The organism is Rhizobium sp. ERR 1071 (genome assembly GCF_007828675.1).
In the GTDB taxonomy this organism is placed as follows: Bacteria; Pseudomonadota; Alphaproteobacteria; order Rhizobiales; family Rhizobiaceae; genus Rhizobium; species Rhizobium dioscoreae.
In genome coordinates this window covers 237,606-255,575 of sequence record NZ_VITM01000003.1, presented here as the reverse complement: position 1 = coordinate 255,575, position 17,970 = coordinate 237,606, and the positions used below count along the sequence as shown (strand labels likewise).

The window sequence follows — 17,970 nt, the reverse complement described above, 5'->3', positions numbered from 1 at the left end:
CTGAGGGTTAGGTGCTGGCAATAAATTATGCGCCGCTCTATAAATGGGCAATGTTGACGGTCATCATCGAATGCCAGGATCACGAACCCGAGCTGGCGCAGACATTGGCGGCATTGGTGGCAGGAGCGGTCGAAGGGCTGGTCAGCGACGTGGTCGTGCTTGATCACGGTTCCAGGGACGGCACATCGAAGGTGGCCGATGCCGCCGGCTGCCGCTTTTATTCGCAGTGGGATATCAAGGATATATTGCGGTCTGCGAGGGGCGAATGGTTGCTGCTGATCGAGCCGGGCGCACGGCCGCAAGCCGGCTGGATCGATGAGATCGCCGAATATGTCTCGCTGAACAAGGTGCCGGCGCGCTTTACAGCATCGCGCGGCTATCGTCGCCCGTTTCTGAAGCGAATCGGCCGTCGTACGGCGCCGCTGGAACTGGGGTTGCTGCTTTCCAAGCACCAGGCGATCGCCGTCGCCAGGTCGGGCATGGGGCTGGCGGAGTTCGCCAAGGGACAGAAGGGCCGACGGCTTTCAAGCGAGCTCATTCCGTCCTGGGTGGCACGCGCGGCGCGATAGGGCCTAGAGCATTTCCGCATTTCTTCGAATTGCAAAAACGCTCCATCTTTTTGTTTTTACGCAGCTCCGGACGCAAAATCGCTTCGCACTTTTGCTGGAACTGCTCTAGCGTTCCGCAGATTCCATTTGTAAACGCGCGAATAGCTGCGATAATTTGCATGTGGCGGCACCTTATGCGTGTCGCGTCAGGCGGCCGACCATGAAGATGCCGATATCAGGCGGAACTGGTCAGCGGAACTCTCCTTTTCTGCCGGGATTTCGGCGAAAGGAGGTGCGTTATGAAACGCACGATGCTCTACCGCCTCATGACAACGATCTTCGTTGCAAGTGCAACTCTTTTCCCCGGCATTGCCGCCGCTCAGGTGACCTTGGCCTGCGCTCAACGCGTCGATATCGTCGCGTTTCTTGGCGACCATCTTTCGGAAAAGCTTTCGGCCGTCGGCAAGCTCGATCAGAGCACGATTGTTGAGATCTACGCCGCCGAGAGCGGCAACTGGACACTGCTGATGAGCGACGTATCCGGCCGGAGCTGCATCATTCTCACCGGCGATTCTTGGGAATCAATTCCTGTTCTGCCGAAGGCATGATCGACGCGCAATATCGCGTTGAGCAGAAGACCTATCTCGAGCCGGCGCCGCGCTTTAGATGCTCGTCGAGGCGCGGCATGATCTCCACGAAATTGCAGGGCATGTGGCGATAGTCGAGTTGCGCCTTCAAGATGCCGTCCCATGCATCCTTGCAGGCGCCAGGCGAACCCGGCAGTACGAAAATGAAGGTGGCATTGACCACACCGCCGGTGGCCCGTGACTGGATCGTCGCCGTGCCGATCTTGTCGTAGGAAATGCGATGGAAGACCTCGGAAAACCCATCCATCCGCTTCTCGAACAGCGGCTCCAGCGCCTCGGGCGTGACATCGCGGCCGGTAAAGCCAGTCCCGCCGGTGGTAATCACCACATCAATCGCATCGTCCTTCGTCCAGGCTTCCACCTGCGCGCGGATGCGCTCCTTGTCGTCTGGCACGATGGCGCGGGCGGCAAGCCTGTGACCCGCCTCTGCAATGCGGGCAACCAGCGTATCGCCGGATTTATCGTCAGCGAGCGTGCGTGTATCGGAAACGGTCAGCACGGCGATGCCGACGGGAATGAAGGATCTTTCGTTGCCTAACGCTGCCATCATGCCTCTCCCGCGATCGTTTCGGTTACCTGGAAATACCAGTCCGGCCGCTGCCTGTGAAGCGAAGCGGCGGCGGCCGTCGCCTGTTCGATATCGTTGAAAATACCGAAGCACGTCGCACCGGAACCGGACATGCGCGTCATGATCGGCCCCTGGCTTTCGATCAGGCCGGAGAGCGCTGAAATCTCACCGCAGATCGAGCGTGCCGGCGGTTCCAGATCGTTGCGCAGGGTCTTGATCGTGTCGATCCATTCGCCGTGTCCCTGCGGCATCTGTGATGGAAACAAGAGCGGCGGATTGTCCTTGCGGGTGAGCTGCCGAAACACATCCGATGTCGAGACGCCGACAAGCGGATTGCCGAGAACCACGGCAAAGGCGGGAAATCCCCGCAGCAGGTCTATCGCCTCGCCAATCCCGCGCGCGACCAGTGGTTGGCTGGCAAGGCACATCGGCACATCGGCGCCGAGTTTCAAGGCGATGGTTTTGACCGTCGCCTCCGGCAGGGTAACGCGCCATAGCCGCATCAGCCCGCGCAAGGTCGCCGCCGCGTCCGCCGAGCCGCCGCCGATGCCGGATGCGATCGGTAGATTCTTTTCCAGATGAATATGGGCAGGGGGGGCATCGAAGCCGGCCGAGTTGACTGCCTGCCGCAAGAGATCGCGCGCCTTGAGAACGAGATTGTCGCCGGCCTCGGCATCGGCCGAAAGCAACGGGCCAAAACGTCCAGAGAGACTGAAATCGTCATCCGCACTTGCGCGAAAGAAAAGACGGTCGCCATGGCGGGCAAAGCTGACGAGCATATCGAGCAAATGATAGCCATCGGCTCGGCGGCCCGTGACATGCAGTGCAAGATTGATCTTTGCGGGCGCTTCTTCCGTGAGGTCGAAATCGCCCGCAGCCAAGATCGTGCTCATGGAAATCTTAGGACTTCTTGTCGACCGGCGCCGGAGCGTTCGTGTCGGGCGAGGGCGCGGGTGCTGGATCGGGCAGCTTGCTTTTGTCAACAGTCTTCGGGTCGTTGTCGAGCGGCGGCAAGCCCTTCTCGACCTTCTCCTTGATCTTCGGAATATCGGCCTCTTCCGGCTTCGAGGCGAGCGCCCGGTTCCACTGATAGACGGCTTCGAGCTTGCGATTGACGCGCCAGTAGGCGTCGCCGAGATGGTCGTTGATCGTCGGATCGCCGGCCTTGAGCTGCGCTGCCCGCTCCAATTCGCTCACCGCATCATCGAAACGGTTGAGGCGGAAATAGGCCCAGCCAAGGGAATCGACGATATAGCCGTCATCCGGCCTCAGATCGACGGCCTTCTTGATCATGTCCAAACCCTGGTCGAGGTTCATGTTCATGTCGACCCAGGAATAGCCCAGATAATTCAGCACCTGCGGTTGGTCCGGATTGAGTTCGAGGGCCTTCTTGAAGTTCGGCTCGGCATCCGCCCATTTCTTCAGCCGCTCATAGGCAATGCCGCGCTGGAAGAAAACCGCCCAGTCGCTGCGCTTCGGCACTGGGCCGATGATCTGCACGGCCTTGTCGTAATTATCGGCCATGGACTGGAAGTCCTTGGCGTCGGAAAGCACGCTGCCGTAGGCGAGATAGCTGCGGACATCGTTGGGATCGGAATCGATCAGCGCCTTGAGATGTTTGCGTGCATCGTCGATTTTACCTGCCTGGGCGAGTGCGAGGCCGAGCTGCAGCTCGGAGATGCGGGCCATCGGCGAATTATCGGGCACCTTCTTGTAGAAGGCGATCGCGCGATCGGTCTGCTCCTGTTTTTCGGCCAGCCCGCCGAGCAGGACCAGCGTATCGGCCGCCTTCGGGTCGAGAGAATTGGCAATCTGTAGATAGAGCGAGACGACATCTTCGGCCCCGTCGCGGTTCAGCGCGGCACCGATGGTGAAGAGAACGGCGGCCGCACCCTCGCTGGCGTTCGTCACCTGCTGATCCGGCGTATCGCCCTTGCTGATGCTGTCGCGCAGTGCATTCAGCGGCGCATAATTGCTGACGAGATTGTCGCCGACGGAAATCGCATCCAGGGCCTTCTGCTTGTCTCCGGCCTTGGCTTCGAGGCGTGCGAGCGCCATGACGGCGCGCATGAAGGTGTCAGGTGCGGTCGCGCCGCCGGTCTTGTCGAGGATGGCATCGTTAAGGTGAGAGCGTGCCGACTTCAGGTCGCCCAGCGTCAGCGCAATGGCGCCGGCATGATAGTTCTTGAAGATGTTGAACCAATCCGGGCCCTTCATCTTGTCGATCATCGAGATTGCTTCCTTGCCGCGGCCGGATCCGGCACGCGCCCAGGCGGCGAGCAGGTTGGTCATCATCCGGTCGAGATCGTTCGGACCGTTATATTTGAGGATTTCCTGCGCGGTGCGGTATTCATGGCGGCGGATGGCATCCATGCCACGCACGATCGTCGTGACACGCTCGACCGAAGGATCGCTCTTCAACTCGTTGGCGTATTTGACGCCTTCTTCCAGATTGCCGTTCAGCAGCAGCGAGATCATCAGCCGCTGGCGAATTTCCGGATTGCTCGGATCGATCATCAGTGCCTTTTTGTAGAGCGCAATGGCAGTATCGTAGTCATGATCGACATCTGCGGTACGGGCGGCGAGGAACGCGCCTGCGAACGTATCGACGCTATCCGGATCGAAAGAAGTGACCGGAGCACTGGCCTCCGGCGCTGCCGGCTTATCCTCTGCGCGCGCGCCAGTCAGGGCGGACACCGAAAGGATTGCCGCCAAGGCTACGCCCGAAAGGAAACGGATGGCAAGTCTCTGCCGCATTAGAAAGCCTTTCATCAAGGGAATGGCCGGCGACTTCGCCGGCGGCACAACGCATTCGTGTCAACTGATTCACAACAGGATGGCTTTTTTGAAGCGGCCCTGCAACAAATTCAGGCCACCGCCATCAATTAACGCGTTCGATGCAGAAATCGATCACTTCCAGAAGTGCCGATTTCCAGGGCGTTTCCGGCAATGGCGCCAAGGCGTCGCGGGCAATCGTGCCGTAGTGTACGGCGCGGGCAATTGTGTCAGCCAACGCGCCGTATTTCGTGATCAGGCCGAGGGCCTTTTCGAGATTCTCGTCGCTGTTATCGCCGGTTTCGATGGCCTCACGCCAGAAGGCGCGTTCCTTCTCGGTGCCGCGGCGATAGGCGAGGATCACCGGAAGCGTGATCTTGCCCTCGCGGAAATCGTCGCCGACATTCTTGCCGAGGTCGGCAGCCTTGCCGCCGTAATCGAGCGCATCGTCGACGAGCTGGAAGGCTAGGCCGAGATTGGTGCCGTAGGATTTCAGCGCATTGCGCTCCGCCTTGCCGGCATTGGCGACGATCGGGCCGACTTCGGCCGCGGCGGCAAAGAGCGCCGCGGTCTTGGCGCGGATGACCGAGAGATAATCGTCTTCCGTCGTCTCCATGTTCTTGGAAACGGAAAGCTGCAGCACTTCGCCTTCCGCGATAACGCAGGCTGCCGAAGAGAGTACGTCGAGCGCTTCGAGCGAGCCGACTTCCACCATCATGCGGAAAGCCTGGCCGAGCAGGAAATCGCCGACCAGAACGCTCGCCTGGTTGCCCCAGATCATCCGGGCCGTGGATTTGCCGCGGCGCAGATCGCTTTCATCGACGACGTCGTCGTGCAGCAGCGTCGCCGTATGCAGGAATTCGACCGATGTCGCGAGCTTGATGTGATTGTCGCCCTGATAGCCGTAAAGTGCGGCGGACGCGATCGTCAGCATCGGCCGCAAACGCTTGCCGCCGGAGGAGATGAGGTGCTCCGCAACCTCGGGGATCATCTGCACATCGGAGCCGGCCTTGGACAGGATGAGCTGATTGACGCGTTCCATGTCCGCCTTGGTCAGGTCCACCAAAGGCTTGATGGATGCCAGTTTATTCTTGCTTTCTTCCAGCGGTATCACGACGCCCAACGATCCGGACTCCTGTTCATTTCCTGCAAAGCACAATAAGAAGGGGCGAAAGAGGCGGCAAGAGGCGAATTGTCTCGTCGCGTAAATTTGACAGGAATTCTAAGGCTTATGCACGAGCTGATCCGCACCAACGACCCGGTCCTTCTCTCATTTGCGGAGAGTCTGATGAAGGATGCAGGAATCCATTGCCTGGTGGCGGATCAGGCGATGAGCGTTCTGGAGGGTTCGCTCGGCATGCTGCCCCGCCGCTTTCTGGTGGAAGAAGAGCGTGCCGATCTGGCGCGCCGCATCCTCATTGATGCCGGTCTCGGTGACGAACTGCGCCCGGTGCGGACCTGAGGTCGGCCATGACCGGCAAGCCCTCCGAAACCATCGATGCCTTCCACCGCGGCGCTTTCCATGTCGTGCAGCCGAAAGGCAGGGGGCACCGCTCCGGTATGGATGCCATGTTGCTGGCGGCCCTCGTCGCAGATGAGCGGACGATCCGGGTGGCGGATCTCGGCGCAGGTGCTGGAGCAGCCGGAATGGCCGTGGCCTCGAGACTCGACCGGGCGGAGGTCGTGCTGTTCGAGCGCTCGTCCGACATGGCCGAGTTCGCGCGCAGGAGCCTTTCGTTGCCGGAAAATGCCCGTTTTGCCGGCCGCGTGTCCGTTATCGAGGCCGACGTGACGCTGACCGGCAAGGATCGCAACGAGGCGGGGCTTGTCGACGACAGCTTCCACCATGTCATCATGAACCCGCCTTTCAACGATGCCAGCGACCGGTTGACGCCCGACGCCTTGAAGGCAGAGGCACATGCCATGACGGACGGACTGTTCGAGAAATGGATTCGCACGGCAGGTGCGATCATGATCCCTGGTGGGCAGCTGTCGCTGATCGCCCGGCCGGAGTCGATCGGCGAGATCATCGCCGCCTGCGGTCGCCGCTTCGGCGGCATTGAAATCACACCGATCCATCCCCGCGAAGGCGAGAGTGCGGTGCGCATCCTGGTGACGGCGATCAAGGGTTCGAGGGCGAGGCTGGCGCTGCGCGCACCTCTGATCATGCACGGCGAAGGGACGCATAAATTCACCGATTTCGTCGATGATATGAACAACGGCCGCGCTTCGTATCCGCGCCGATAGCCATTCGGCTGCCCTCAGCGTCAGAGCATCAAATACAATCCGCAATATTGCGTTTGCCATTTCCATGCATACATCACGGGCAACAAACATCATGAAACAGGGATGACGAATGGTTGGGTTCTTGAGACGCATGCTTCCGAAGCGCTTCCGCAAGGAGGAGGTGATCGTCCCCGTCGTCCGCCTGAGCGGCGTCATCTCTTCCGGGGGAGGGCCGCTGCGGCAATCGCTGAATCTGGCAGGCTCATCCCAGGCTCTTGAAAAAGCCTTCGGTATGAAGCCGGCGCCGGCTGTCGCCATTATCGTCAATTCGCCGGGCGGCTCTCCGGTGCAGTCGCGGATGATCTACAATCGTATCCGCGATCTGGCCGCCGAGAAAAACAAGAAGGTTCTGGTCTTCGTCGAGGACGTTGCGGCCTCCGGTGGCTACATGATTGCATTGGCCGGCGATGAAATCATTGCCGATGCCACCTCGATCGTAGGTTCGATCGGCGTCGTTTCCGGCGGGTTCGGATTTCCGGAGCTCCTGAAGAAGATCGGCGTCGAGCGCCGCGTCTATACCGCCGGCGAGAACAAGGTGATCCTCGATCCCTTCAAGCCGGAGAAGGAAAAGGACATTGAATATCTAAAGAGCCTGCAGCTGGAGATCCACAAGGTCTTAATCGAAATGGTGCTCGAGCGTCGTACAGGAAAACTCTCGGCTGACGAAACGGTGTTCTCCGGCCTGTTCTGGACCGGCAGCCGCGGGCTGGAGCTCGGCCTGATCGATGGTCTCGGCGACATGCGCCAGGAGCTGAGGAAGCGCTTCGGCGATAAGGTCAAGCCTATGTTGATCACCACGCCGCGCAGCCTTTTCGGCCGCAAGGCTCCGGGCATCTCGCTTGGGAGCATGGATGGCCTCGGCGCCGGGCTTGCATCCGGGCTTGCGGAAGCGGCAGAGGGAAGGGCATTGTGGAGCCGGTACGGATTGTAAGCGGGAGCGCTGGGTAATGCCCCAGATCATCTTCTTTGTCGTCGCCGTCGGCGGCCTCTGGCTGCTCTATCGGCGTTTCGTGCGCGATGCACAGAAGCTCGCCGAAAAATCCCATCGCGCCGAAACGGAACGCCGTACCGGCGCGATGGGAACCTTGGTCAAGGACCCGAAGACCGGCGAGTATCACGTGAAGCGCGAGGATGAATAAAACTCATATGCCTCGATGAGGTAGGCTGCAGCGCCGTTTGTGCTGCAAAGCCTTGACCCGTTCGTCCCGCCGTGGCACCTGTCCGCCAAACCATTCGCTAGCGGAAGAAATCAGTTCCCATGACTGCCAACGTGCCCGACCATATGAACCCGAAGCGCTCCTTTCAGGCGCTGATCCTGACGCTGCACAATTACTGGGCCGATAAGGGTTGCGCGGTTCTGCAGCCGTACGACATGGAGGTCGGCGCCGGCACGTTCCATCCGGCGACCACGCTGCGCTCGCTCGGTCCCAAGCCGTGGCGCGCTGCCTATGTCCAGCCGTCGCGCCGCCCGTCCGATGGCCGCTATGGCGAGAATCCGAACCGCCTGCAGCACTATTATCAGTATCAGGTCATCCTGAAGCCTAATCCGCCTAATCTGCAGGAGCTCTATCTCGGCTCGTTGAAGGCGATCGGCCTCGATCCGCTTCTGCACGATATCCGCTTCGTCGAGGACGATTGGGAAAGCCCGACGCTCGGCGCATGGGGCCTCGGCTGGGAATGCTGGTGCGATGGCATGGAAGTCTCACAGTTCACCTATTTCCAGCAGGTCTGCGGCATCGAATGCGCTCCCGTCGCCGGTGAGCTGACCTACGGCTTAGAGCGTCTTGCGACCTATGTTCAGGGCGTCGACAGCGTCTATGACCTGAACTTCAACGGCCTCGAAGGCGAAGACAAGATCACCTACGGCGATGTCTTTCTCCAGGCCGAGCAGGAATACTCCCGGCATAATTTCGAATATGCCAATACCGAGACGCTGCATCGCCATTTCATCGATGCCGAAAAGGAATGCCAGGCATTGCTGGCTGCCGGCGCCCCCGGCGACAGCGAAAACCATCGCCTGCACAAATGCGTCTTCCCGGCTTACGACCAGTGCATCAAGGCGAGCCACGTCTTCAACCTGCTCGACGCCCGTGGCGTCATCTCGGTGACGGAACGCCAGAGCTACATCCTGCGCGTGCGCACGCTCGCCAAGGCTTGCGGCGAAGCCTTCCTGCTGACGGATGCCGGCGGCGTCAACTGGAACCAGCAGGCCGCTTGAGGCAAGCTCCCCAGGATTGGGCATTGCGGCCCTATCTTGGCTCTGCGCTACCGTTAAAGCCGGGTGACATTGGCGTGAAATCTGCCTAGTGTCCCTTGGGTTGTAGTCGCCACGGGGGATTTCAGATGCTTATTCTTCTCGCGATCATAGTGCTGGCCGCGCTCTATGTCGTGTTCGCCTATAACGGGCTCGTCCGCGCACGTCAGGTGGCTGAGGAGGCCTGGTCAGGCATCGACGTGCAGTTGAAGCGCCGCGCCGACCTCATTCCCAATCTGGTCGAGACGGTCAAAGGCTATGCCGGGCATGAGCGCCAAACCTTGGAAGAGGTTGTTGAACTGCGGAACAAGGCGCAGGCGGTGCCAGCAGGGGATGTCGCGGCACGTGGTCAAGTGGAGGGCTTGTTGTCGCAGGCGCTTGGCCGGGTGATCGCGCTCGCCGAAGCCTATCCCGACCTCAAGGCCAATACCAACTTCCTGGAACTGCAGCGCTCACTCGAGGGCGTGGAAGGCGAGATCCAGATGTCCCGCCGCTATTACAATGGCGCTGCGCGCGATCTGAACGTCAAGGTCGAGACCTTCCCAAACAATCTCATCGCCGGCCCCTTCGGATTTACCAAGAAGGCCTATTTCGAGATCACCAACGAAGCCGACCGCGCCGTTCCTACGGTAAAGTTCTGAGATTCCCGCTATCGGTTTTTCATGCGAGGCGGTAAAGGATGCCGACCGCCGGCCATCGGCCGGCTTCCTGACTGACCAAAGAGAATGATGATGGGTAGAGCCAAACTCACGATTATCCCGCCGGGCAAGCCTTTGACCGGACGCGCCATGCCGCCCGGATCGAAGTCGATTACCAATCGCGCACTGCTGCTGGCTGGCCTTGCCAAGGGCACGAGCCGGCTGACCGGCGCGCTAAAGAGCGACGATACCCGCTATATGGCCGAAGCGTTGCGCGCCATGGACGTTGTCATCGACGAGCCCGACGACACGACCTTCATCGTGACCGGTAGCGGCAAGCTGAAGGCGCCTGCTGCCCCTCTCTTTCTCGGCAATGCCGGCACCGCGACGCGCTTCCTGACGGCCGCTGCTGCGCTGGTCGAGGGCAAGGTCGTCGTCGATGGCGACGCCCATATGCGCAAGCGGCCGATCGGCCCGCTCGTCGACGCGCTGCGCTCGCTCGGCATCGATGCCTCCACGGAAACTGGCTGCCCGCCTGTCACCATCAATGGCACCGGCCGCTTCGAAGCAAGCCGCGTGCAGATCGATGGCGGCCTGTCCAGCCAATATGTCTCTGCGCTTCTGATGATGGCCGCCGGCGGCGACCGGCCCGTCGACGTCGAGCTGCTGGGCGAGGATATCGGCGCTCTCGGCTATATCGATCTGACTGTGGCCGCCATGCGCGCCTTCGGCGCCAGGGTCGAACGCGTCAGCCCGGTCGCCTGGCGGGTGGAGCCGACCGGTTATCACGCGGCGGACTTCCTCATCGAGCCGGACGCCTCGGCCGCGACCTATCTCTGGGCGGCGGAAGTGCTGACCGGCGGCAAGATCGATCTCGGCACGCCGGCAAGCGAATTTTCGCAGCCGGATGCGCGCGCCTATGAGGTGATTTCGCAATTCCCGCACCTGCCCGCCGTCATCGACGGATCGCAGATGCAGGACGCCATTCCGACGCTTGCTGTTCTCGCCGCCTTCAACGAGACGCCGGTGCGCTTCGTCGGCATCGCCAATCTCCGCGTCAAGGAATGCGACCGCGTCCGGGCGCTGTCGAGCGGCCTGTCGCGCATCGTGCCCGGCCTCGGCACGGAAGAGGGAGATGATCTGATCGTCGCCTCCGATCCGAGCCTTGCCGGCAAGCTGCTGCCGGCGGAGATCGACAGTTTCGCCGATCATCGCATTGCCATGAGCTTCGCGCTTGCCGGCCTGAAGATCGGCGGCATCACCATTCTCGACCCCGATTGCGTCGCCAAGACTTTCCCATCCTATTGGAACGTGCTGGCGTCGCTGGGAGTCACCTACGAAGACTGACGCTCCGCCATCTCAAGGGAGGCTGAGCGCGGAATAATCATGACGCAAAGCGGCGCCGGCAGCAGCGGCGCCGCGGCCATCCTTTGGGGGAGTGATGACACGGCTTTGCGGATTCTTTCTGGCTCTGTGCCTGCTGATTTGTGCAACGGCGGTGACGGCAGCCGAGCTCATCACCAATTTCGATCAGGCAATCGCGCTGCATCGCGACGGCTCCATGCGGGTCGTCGAGACGATCTCCGTAAATGCAGAGGGGCGTGATATCCGCCGCGGCATCTTCCGGGATTTCCCGCTGACGATGACAGATGCCGCCGGCCGCGAAATCGAGGTGGATTTCAAGGTGGTCTCCGTCGAGCGTGACGGCCAGCCGGAGGATTGGCGCAGCGAGCGTATCAGCGGCGGCGAACGCATCTATATCGGCAAGGCCGATCGTATTCTAAACCCAGGCCCGCATACATTTCGCCTGACGTATGACACCAACAGGCAGATGCGCTATTTCGGTGATCACGACGAGCTTTACTGGAACGTGACGGGCAACGGCTGGCTGTTCCCGATCATCAACGCGAAGGCAATCGTCACCTTGCCCGACGGCGTGCAGCCGCAGCAGCTTGCCTTCTTTACGGGGCCGCTCGGCGCTACGGGCAAGAACGCAAGTGCGAGCCAACAGGGCAATATTGTTACCTTCGCGACAACCAGGCCGCTCGCCACCGCCGAGGGCCTGACGATCGCCATCAAGCTGGCCAAAGGAGCGATCGCGCCGCCGAGCGACAGCCAGCAATGGGGCTGGTTCCTTCGGGATCATCTCGATACGATCATAGCCATCGGCGGGTTGATCCTGCTGTTTGCCTATTACATGCGAAGCTGGATCGCAGTCGGGCGAGATCCGCCTGCAGGTGTTATGGTCCCACGCTGGGACCCGCCTGACGGTATTTCGCCGGCGCTCGTGAACTATATCGATAACAGGGGCTTCGCCAGTTCCGGCTGGACGGCATTCTCTGCGACGGCAATCGACCTTGCCGTGCGCGGCTATGTCATTCTCGATGATCTGAAGGAAAAGGTCGTTGTCCGCCCGACCGGCAAGGCCGGCGGCGATCTCAGCGGCGGCGACAAGGTGCTGATGCAGGCCGTCGGACCATTTTCTCCGCTCGTCATAGACAAGGAAAACGGCGAGGCGGTGCAGGGTTTGGGTGCGAAGTTTCGCAGCGCGATCGAGCGCGATCATCGCGGCGAGTATTACAAGGCCAACTCGCTCTATGTCGTGGTCGGTGTTGCTCTCTCGGTTTTGATCCTGGCATCCATCATCATCTTCGGGCGGTTGCATGAAAATGCGGTGCCGCTGATCGTCATGCCCGGTGTCCTGTCGATTTTCGTGACCATCTTTACCAATATCATCGGTCGAAGATTCCGGCGTCCCAACGCCAGTCTCGGCCAGCGAATTCTTTCCGTTCTGATCTGCGCCTTCTTCGGCTTCGTATTGGTATCCGTCGCGGTCAACGGCTTTGCCGCCGCGGTCGTGCCACTGTGGGAAGCGGGCCTGCTGCCGCTAGTGGCGGGCATCGTCGGCATTTTTGCGCTCAACGTCGTCTTCTATTTCCTGATGGGCGCGCCGACACCGCTTGGACGCAAGATGATGGATGGCATCGCCGGCCTCCGGCAATATCTGACGCTCGCCGAACGAGACCGGATGAACATGCAGGGCGCGCCGCAGATGTCGCCGCAGCATTTCGAAAAACTGCTGCCCTATGCGGTCGCGCTCGGTGTCGAAAAGCCCTGGTCGAGCGCTTTCGAGACCTGGCTTGCGACCGCCGCAGGTGCAGCCGCGGCAGCCTACGCACCGGTCTGGTATTCCGGCGATTTCCGCCCTGGTAATATCGGCGGCAGGATCGGCGACTTTTCCTCTTCCATGGCGTCGGCCATAGCCTCGACGATTCCTGCACCGGCATCGAATTCATCCTCCGCTTTCGGCGGTGGAGGCGGCGATGGTGGATCTTCCGGTGGTGGAGGAGGCGGTGGAGGCGGAGGAGGGTGGTAAATTCGCCGTTTGCCTTGGTGACTTTTGCCGCCGGGCTTGCTAAGTCCGCCCGGATCATTTCTGCCTCAACGTAAAGACAGCTCCCATGCCCGATCTCCTTCTCGAACTCCGCTCCGAGGAAATTCCCGCCCGTATGCAGCGCAAGGCTGCCGGCGACCTGAAGAAGCTGGTGACCGATGCGCTGGTCGAGGCTGGTCTGTCCTATGAGGGCGCCAGGGAATATTGGACGCCGCGGCGCCTCACGCTCGACATTCGCGGGCTGACGGCGCGCTCCGCCGACGTGCGCGAGGAGCGCAAGGGTCCGCGCACCGATGCCAATGAAAAGGCGATCGAAGGCTTCCTGCGCGGCGCCGGCCTGTCCTCCATTGCCGAGGCACAGGTGCAAAGCGACCCGAAGAAGGGCGATTTCTACGTTGCGGTGATTTCCAAGCCCGGCCGCGCCGCGGAAGAGATTGTCGCTTCCGTGATGCCCGATATCATCCGCAACTTCCCTTGGCCGAAATCGATGCGCTGGGGTAAGGCATCAGTAAAGCCCGGCTCGCTGCGCTGGGTGCGCCCGCTGCAATCGATCGTCTGCGTCTACGGCACCGAGCATGAGGAAACCGTCGTCATCCCCTTCGAGATCGACGGCATCGTCGCCTCGAATGTGACCTATGGCCATCGCTTCCATGCGCCAGGCCCGATCACGGTCAAGCGCTTCGATGATTATGTCGCGAGCCTGGAAAAGGCTTATGTCGTTCTCGATGCCGAGCGCCGCAAGGACATTATCCTGCACGATGCCCGCGACATCGCCTTTGCCAACGGCCTGGAACTGGTCGAGGATGAAGGCCTGCTGGAGGAAGTTTCCGGCCTCGTCGAATGGCCGCAGGTGCTGATGGGCTCCTTCGAGGAGGATTATCTCTCGATCCCGTCGGAAATCATCCGCCTGACCATCAAGACCAATCAGAAGTGTTTCGTCACGCGGCCACCGGCCGGCGAGACGCTGTCCAACCGCTTCATTCTCGTCGCCAATATCCAGGCGACGGATGGCGGCAAGGAAATCATCCACGGCAACGGCAAGGTCGTGCGCGCTCGTCTGTCCGACGCGCTGCACTTTTGGAAGCGCGACCAGGGCGATCTGCCCGATCTCGAGATGCTGGAAGCCTCCGCCAAAAAGTTCGGCCTCGATCTAAAGAAGCCGCTCGATCAGCGCATGGCCAAGCTCGATGCCCTGAACGTCACCTTCCATGCCAAGCTTGGCAGCCAGGGCGAGCGCGTCGCCCGCATCCGCGCGCTGGCCGCTGACCTCGCCAAGATCACCGGCGCCGATGCCGCTCTGGTCGACCGCGCCGTCGTGCTCGCCAAGGCCGATCTGCGCACCGAAGCCGTCGGCGAATTCCCCGAGCTGCAAGGCGTCATGGGCCGCAAATACGCATCGCTACAGGGCGAGAACGCTTCTGTGGCAACGGCTATCGAAGACCACTACAAGCCGCAAGGTCCGTCCGACCGTGTCCCCGAGGACAAGGTTGCGATCACGGTTGCGCTTGCCGACAAGCTGGATACGCTCGTCGGCTTCTGGGCGATCGATGAAAAGCCCACGGGCTCGAAGGACCCTTATGCACTGCGCCGCGCAGCCCTCGGTGTCGTCCGTATCCTATTGGAGCGCGGCGTGCGCCTGCCGCTGCTGGCGACCACCAGGGATGCCGATCTGCTTGCCTTCTTCCACGATCGCCTGAAGGTCTATCTGCGCGATCTCGGCGCCCGTCATGACCTCATCGATGCCGTGCTGACCCCGGAGGCCGATGATCTGCTGATGGTCGCCCGCCGCGTCGAGGCGCTGACCGCCTTCATCACCTCCGAGGATGGCAAGAACCTGCTCGCCGGCACCAAGCGTGCCACGCAGCTGCTCGCCGCCGAGGAAAAGAAGGGCACGGTCGTCGCTGACGGCGTTTCGGAAGCGCTGCTGAAGCTCGATGCGGAAAAGGATCTCTTCGCCGCCGTCAAGGCTGCTTCCGCCGAGGCTTCCGCCGCGATCGCCAAGGAAGACTTCCGCTCGGCCATGGCCGCCCTTTCCAAGCTGCGCGCGTCCGTCGACCGCTTCTTCGAGGATGTACTCGTCAATGACGAAGACGCCGCTATCCGCGCCAATCGCCTGGCGCTGCTGCGCCTGATCCGTGAGGCAACCGGCACGGTCGCTGACTTCTCGAAGATCGCGGGATAAGACATGGGGGCGCGATGACCGGAAAGATCCTCGTCAGCGCCTGCCTCATGGGCCATGCCGTCCGCTATGACGGCCGCTCCAAGGCTCTTGTCCATCCGGCGATCGATCGCTGGCGGGAGGAGGGGCGGTTGGTGACGATCTGCCCGGAAATGTCCGCCGGCATGGCGGTTCCAAGACCGCCTGCCGAAATTGCAGGCGGTGCCACGGGCGAGGATGTGCTTGCCGGCACCGCACGGGTAATGGAAATCACCGGCGGCGATGTCACGGCGGAATTTCGCCAGGCGGCGGAAAATGCGCTGGCGCTCGCAACGGAAACCGGCTGTCGTTACGCTCTCCTGATCGACGGCAGCCCATCCTGCGGCTCCGGCTTCATCTATGACGGCACATTTTCCGGCGGCAAGCAGAACGGCCGCGGCGTCACGGCGGCGCTGCTCCAGCAGGCCGGTATCGAGGTCTATTCCGATCGCGAGATCGACAGGTTGGTCGAGCGGTTGAAGGTCGCAGACTGACGCAGCAAAAGCTTTGCTCAAAAGAAAACCGCCGGATGCGAGGCCGGCGGTTTCCCATTTTTGCAGCTGTACTGATCAGGCGGCGCGGCGATGATCCATGGTTGCGCGGCCTTCGTTGACACGGAAGCCGCGGATGAGGGCAAGAAGATCTTCCGTGTCGGCGGCGAGCGTCTCGGCCGATGCGGTGGTTTCCTCAGCCATGGCGGCGTTCTGCTGCGTGGCGGCATCGAGCTGGTTCATCGAGGACGAGATCGAGCGCAGCGTCGTATCCTGCTCGGAGGCGCTGTGGGCGATCTTCGAGACGATCTCATTGGCTGCCTTGATCTGACCGGAGATGCGTTTCAGCGCTTCGCCTGCCTCACCGACAAGGCGAACGCCCTGATCGACCTGACCGGAAGAGCGGGCGATCTGGTCCTTGATCTCCTTCGCGGCTGCGGCGGAGCGCTGGGCGAGTTCACGCACTTCCTGGGCGACGACCGCAAAGCCCTTGCCGGATTCGCCGGCACGAGCCGCTTCCACACCGGCGTTGAGCGCCAACAGGTTGGTCTGGAAGGCGATCTCGTCGATGACGCCGATGATCTTGCCGATTTCGGCCGAAGATTTCTCGATGCCGCTCATCGCTTCGATCGCCTGAGCAACCACAGCATCGCTGCGCGATGCTTCGGCGCTGACGGCATGGACGCGCTTGCTGGCCTCATCGGCGCCTTCCGCGGTCTGACGGACGGCGACAGTGAGTTCGTCGAGCGCTGCCGAGGTTTCTTCCAGGCTTGCGGCCTGTCGCTCGGTGCGCTGCGACAGCTCGTTGGAGGCGCGACGGATTTCTTCCTTGCTGAGGCCGATGTCGTTGCCCTTGGCGTTGACGCGACCCATGGCGGCTTCGAGGTGCGACAGTGCCTCATTGAAGTTGTTGCGAAGGCCGGCATAGCTGGCGCCGAGATCGCCGCAGCGCACCGTCAGATCGCCGCGAGCAAGCTCTTCGAGCGACTTGCCGATGACCGCAACGACGCGGGCCTGTTCGCGGGCCTCGTCCTGCTGCTGGCGCAGGTTCTGTTCGCGTTCGTTGCTGATTTCCAGCTCCTGTGCCGCCTGACGGTCGGCAAGCGCATGACGTTCGCGAACCTTTTCCTGCAGCGCCTGGGTCGCCTTCGCCATCAGGCCGATTTCATTGCGCATCTCGGTATGCGGGATGGCGGTCTTCACGTCTTCGTCCGCGACGGCCTTCAGGGCTGCGTGGACGTCGGTCAGCGGCTTCGTGATGCCGCGGATGAAGTAGAAGGCGGCGCCGATACCGATCAGGAAGACGATGCCGCAGATCATGAGAGCACGCCACATCGTGGCATTGATCTGTGCCTCGAGGTCATCCATGTAGACACCGCAGCCGAGCACGATCTGCCAGGGAGCGAAAGCTGCCGAATAGCTGCCCTTCAGGAAGAACTCGCTGTCGGAGTGACCCGGCTTGTTCCAGTAATAGATGGTGCGGCCGCCGCCCTTGATGCCCTTCTCGACCATTTCCTTGCTGAAATGGGTGCCATTCTTGTCGACTTGGCCGGACATATCCTTGCCGATATTGACGGGGCTCGGATGAATGCGCTGGATCACATTGTAATCGAAACCGAAGAGATAGCCTGCCGGCGCAAAGCTGACGTGCGACAGGACCTTGAAGGCTTCGGCCTGGGCCGCCTCATGGCTCATCTCGCCGGATTTTTCGCGCTGATAATACTGATTCAAAACCGAGATGCCGGATTCGACCTGCGTGCGCAGCATGTCGAAGCGATCATCGTAAATGGAATCGGCCTGGGACCGGATCTGGAAATAAGTGGCCACCGCGAAGGCGGCCATCAGGACGCCAAGCAGGGCAAACAATTGATGCGATATCTTGAGATTCTTCATGGTGCCTCCCACAGGGGTGAATACCGGTGCGGTTTCCTACCGCCTGTGCGATCGCCTGAGAGAATCCCAATACGCTTGCCGCCGCTTAAATGACATGCTGCTGTCCGGTGACAGTAAAATCGCTGTTTATGTCTAAAAAAGCTTTAATCGCTGGGTTTGGTTGTATTTAATTTCGAATTAAACCGCAGATATGCGCAATCATTGTAAGTAATACGTAATTATATTTGAAGATCACACAAGTGAAACTTAGGTTTTGTGAAGGATTATTTAATTCTGCCG

General features: G+C 61.0%; 17 protein-coding genes. 12 read left to right on the top strand and 5 right to left on the bottom strand.

Annotation, left to right across the window (positions count from 1 at the left end; all coding sequences use genetic code 11):
* Nucleotides 1–50 precede the first annotated feature (50 nt).
* On the top strand, nt 51–569 hold the full coding sequence (locus tag FBZ99_RS11360) for a glycosyl transferase (RefSeq protein ID WP_113354075.1): 519 nt from the start codon (nt 51–53) through the stop codon (nt 567–569).
* Between the two features lie 278 nt (nt 570–847).
* Nucleotides 848–1,156 carry a hypothetical protein gene (locus FBZ99_RS11355; RefSeq protein ID WP_145633192.1) on the top strand — a complete coding sequence of 103 codons (309 nt, stop codon included), beginning with the start codon at nt 848–850 and terminating at the stop codon, nt 1,154–1,156.
* Between the two features lie 31 nt (nt 1,157–1,187).
* On the opposite strand, the gene moaB is transcribed toward FBZ99_RS11355, so the two are convergent.
* The 4 genes from moaB to FBZ99_RS11335 form a co-directional block, all read right to left on the bottom strand.
* Complete coding sequence (moaB, locus tag FBZ99_RS11350) at nt 1,188–1,742, bottom strand: molybdenum cofactor biosynthesis protein B (protein WP_113353859.1); 555 nt, start codon at nt 1,740–1,742, stop codon at nt 1,188–1,190.
* Complete coding sequence (locus FBZ99_RS11345; RefSeq protein WP_113330984.1) at nt 1,742–2,656, bottom strand: 4-(cytidine 5'-diphospho)-2-C-methyl-D-erythritol kinase; 915 nt, start codon at nt 2,654–2,656, stop codon at nt 1,742–1,744. Before FBZ99_RS11345 ends, moaB begins: the two co-directional genes overlap by 1 nt.
* 7 nt (nt 2,657–2,663) lie before the next feature.
* A complete protein-coding gene (locus FBZ99_RS11340; RefSeq protein ID WP_113353860.1) occupies nt 2,664–4,520 on the bottom strand; it encodes a tetratricopeptide repeat protein in 1,857 nt (618 codons plus the stop codon).
* 124 nt (nt 4,521–4,644) lie between these two features.
* Nucleotides 4,645–5,661, bottom strand: a complete 1,017-nt coding sequence (locus FBZ99_RS11335; protein ID WP_069612437.1) for a polyprenyl synthetase family protein — start codon at nt 5,659–5,661, stop codon at nt 4,645–4,647.
* A 108-nt stretch (nt 5,662–5,769) separates the two neighbouring features.
* On the opposite strand from FBZ99_RS11335, the gene FBZ99_RS11330 reads away from it, so the two are divergent.
* From FBZ99_RS11330 to FBZ99_RS11285, 10 genes are all read left to right on the top strand, one after another.
* On the top strand, nt 5,770–6,000 hold the full coding sequence (locus FBZ99_RS11330) for a putative signal transducing protein (protein ID WP_069612438.1): 231 nt from the start codon (nt 5,770–5,772) through the stop codon (nt 5,998–6,000).
* Nucleotides 6,001–6,008: 8 nt separating this feature from the next.
* Nucleotides 6,009–6,785 carry a tRNA1(Val) (adenine(37)-N6)-methyltransferase gene (locus FBZ99_RS11325; RefSeq protein WP_113353861.1) on the top strand — a complete coding sequence of 259 codons (777 nt, stop codon included), beginning with the start codon at nt 6,009–6,011 and terminating at the stop codon, nt 6,783–6,785.
* A gap of 109 nt (nt 6,786–6,894) precedes the next feature.
* Nucleotides 6,895–7,755 carry a S49 family peptidase gene (locus FBZ99_RS11320; RefSeq protein WP_145633189.1) on the top strand — a complete coding sequence of 287 codons (861 nt, stop codon included), beginning with the start codon at nt 6,895–6,897 and terminating at the stop codon, nt 7,753–7,755.
* Nucleotides 7,756–7,771: 16 nt separating this feature from the next.
* Nucleotides 7,772–7,963 carry an NfeD family protein gene (locus tag FBZ99_RS11315; RefSeq protein WP_113353863.1) on the top strand — a complete coding sequence of 64 codons (192 nt, stop codon included), beginning with the start codon at nt 7,772–7,774 and terminating at the stop codon, nt 7,961–7,963.
* 119 nt (nt 7,964–8,082) lie between these two features.
* Entirely contained in the window at nt 8,083–9,042 is a 960-nt protein-coding gene (locus tag FBZ99_RS11310) for a glycine--tRNA ligase subunit alpha (RefSeq protein WP_113353864.1), read from the top strand.
* Between the two features lie 125 nt (nt 9,043–9,167).
* Nucleotides 9,168–9,719: a LemA family protein gene (locus FBZ99_RS11305; protein ID WP_113353865.1), complete on the top strand. Its 552-nt coding sequence runs from the start codon at nt 9,168–9,170 to the stop codon at nt 9,717–9,719.
* Nucleotides 9,720–9,806: 87 nt separating this feature from the next.
* A complete protein-coding gene (locus FBZ99_RS11300; RefSeq protein WP_173004581.1) occupies nt 9,807–11,063 on the top strand; it encodes a 3-phosphoshikimate 1-carboxyvinyltransferase in 1,257 nt (418 codons plus the stop codon).
* A 94-nt stretch (nt 11,064–11,157) separates the two neighbouring features.
* The gene (locus FBZ99_RS11295; RefSeq protein WP_145633187.1) at nt 11,158–13,092 is read left to right on the top strand and encodes a DUF2207 domain-containing protein; all 1,935 of its coding nucleotides are present in this window, start codon (nt 11,158–11,160) and stop codon (nt 13,090–13,092) included.
* A gap of 85 nt (nt 13,093–13,177) precedes the next feature.
* Nucleotides 13,178–15,292 (top strand): glycine--tRNA ligase subunit beta, encoded by a 2,115-nt coding sequence (glyS, locus tag FBZ99_RS11290; RefSeq protein WP_145633182.1) that lies wholly within the window; start codon nt 13,178–13,180, stop codon nt 15,290–15,292.
* A 14-nt stretch (nt 15,293–15,306) separates the two neighbouring features.
* Nucleotides 15,307–15,801: a DUF523 domain-containing protein gene (locus FBZ99_RS11285; RefSeq protein ID WP_145633179.1), complete on the top strand. Its 495-nt coding sequence runs from the start codon at nt 15,307–15,309 to the stop codon at nt 15,799–15,801.
* A 75-nt stretch (nt 15,802–15,876) separates the two neighbouring features.
* Here FBZ99_RS11285 and FBZ99_RS11280 read toward each other — a convergent pair whose 3' ends face one another.
* Nucleotides 15,877–17,691: a methyl-accepting chemotaxis protein gene (locus tag FBZ99_RS11280; protein WP_145633176.1), complete on the bottom strand. Its 1,815-nt coding sequence runs from the start codon at nt 17,689–17,691 to the stop codon at nt 15,877–15,879.
* Nucleotides 17,692–17,970 lie beyond the last annotated feature (279 nt).

Bases quoted from the DNA above. Each gene is read 5' to 3' on its own strand.
- FBZ99_RS11360 (WP_113354075.1), top strand. From the start codon at position 51: ATGTTGACGGTCATCATCGAATGCCAGGATCACGAACCCGAGCTGGCG.
- FBZ99_RS11355 (WP_145633192.1), top strand. From the start codon at position 848: ATGAAACGCACGATGCTCTACCGCCTCATGACAACGATCTTCGTTGCA.
- moaB (WP_113353859.1), bottom strand. From the start codon at position 1,742: ATGGCAGCGTTAGGCAACGAAAGATCCTTCATTCCCGTCGGCATCGCC.
- FBZ99_RS11345 (WP_113330984.1), bottom strand. From the start codon at position 2,656: ATGAGCACGATCTTGGCTGCGGGCGATTTCGACCTCACGGAAGAAGCG.
- FBZ99_RS11340 (WP_113353860.1), bottom strand. From the start codon at position 4,520: ATGCGGCAGAGACTTGCCATCCGTTTCCTTTCGGGCGTAGCCTTGGCG.
- FBZ99_RS11330 (WP_069612438.1), top strand. From the start codon at position 5,770: ATGCACGAGCTGATCCGCACCAACGACCCGGTCCTTCTCTCATTTGCG.
- FBZ99_RS11325 (WP_113353861.1), top strand. From the start codon at position 6,009: ATGACCGGCAAGCCCTCCGAAACCATCGATGCCTTCCACCGCGGCGCT.
- FBZ99_RS11320 (WP_145633189.1), top strand. From the start codon at position 6,895: ATGGTTGGGTTCTTGAGACGCATGCTTCCGAAGCGCTTCCGCAAGGAG.
- FBZ99_RS11315 (WP_113353863.1), top strand. From the start codon at position 7,772: ATGCCCCAGATCATCTTCTTTGTCGTCGCCGTCGGCGGCCTCTGGCTG.
- FBZ99_RS11310 (WP_113353864.1), top strand. From the start codon at position 8,083: ATGACTGCCAACGTGCCCGACCATATGAACCCGAAGCGCTCCTTTCAG.
- FBZ99_RS11305 (WP_113353865.1), top strand. From the start codon at position 9,168: ATGCTTATTCTTCTCGCGATCATAGTGCTGGCCGCGCTCTATGTCGTG.
- FBZ99_RS11300 (WP_173004581.1), top strand. From the start codon at position 9,807: ATGATGGGTAGAGCCAAACTCACGATTATCCCGCCGGGCAAGCCTTTG.
- FBZ99_RS11295 (WP_145633187.1), top strand. From the start codon at position 11,158: ATGACACGGCTTTGCGGATTCTTTCTGGCTCTGTGCCTGCTGATTTGT.
- glyS (WP_145633182.1), top strand. From the start codon at position 13,178: ATGCCCGATCTCCTTCTCGAACTCCGCTCCGAGGAAATTCCCGCCCGT.
- FBZ99_RS11285 (WP_145633179.1), top strand. From the start codon at position 15,307: ATGACCGGAAAGATCCTCGTCAGCGCCTGCCTCATGGGCCATGCCGTC.
- FBZ99_RS11280 (WP_145633176.1), bottom strand. From the start codon at position 17,691: ATGAAGAATCTCAAGATATCGCATCAATTGTTTGCCCTGCTTGGCGTC.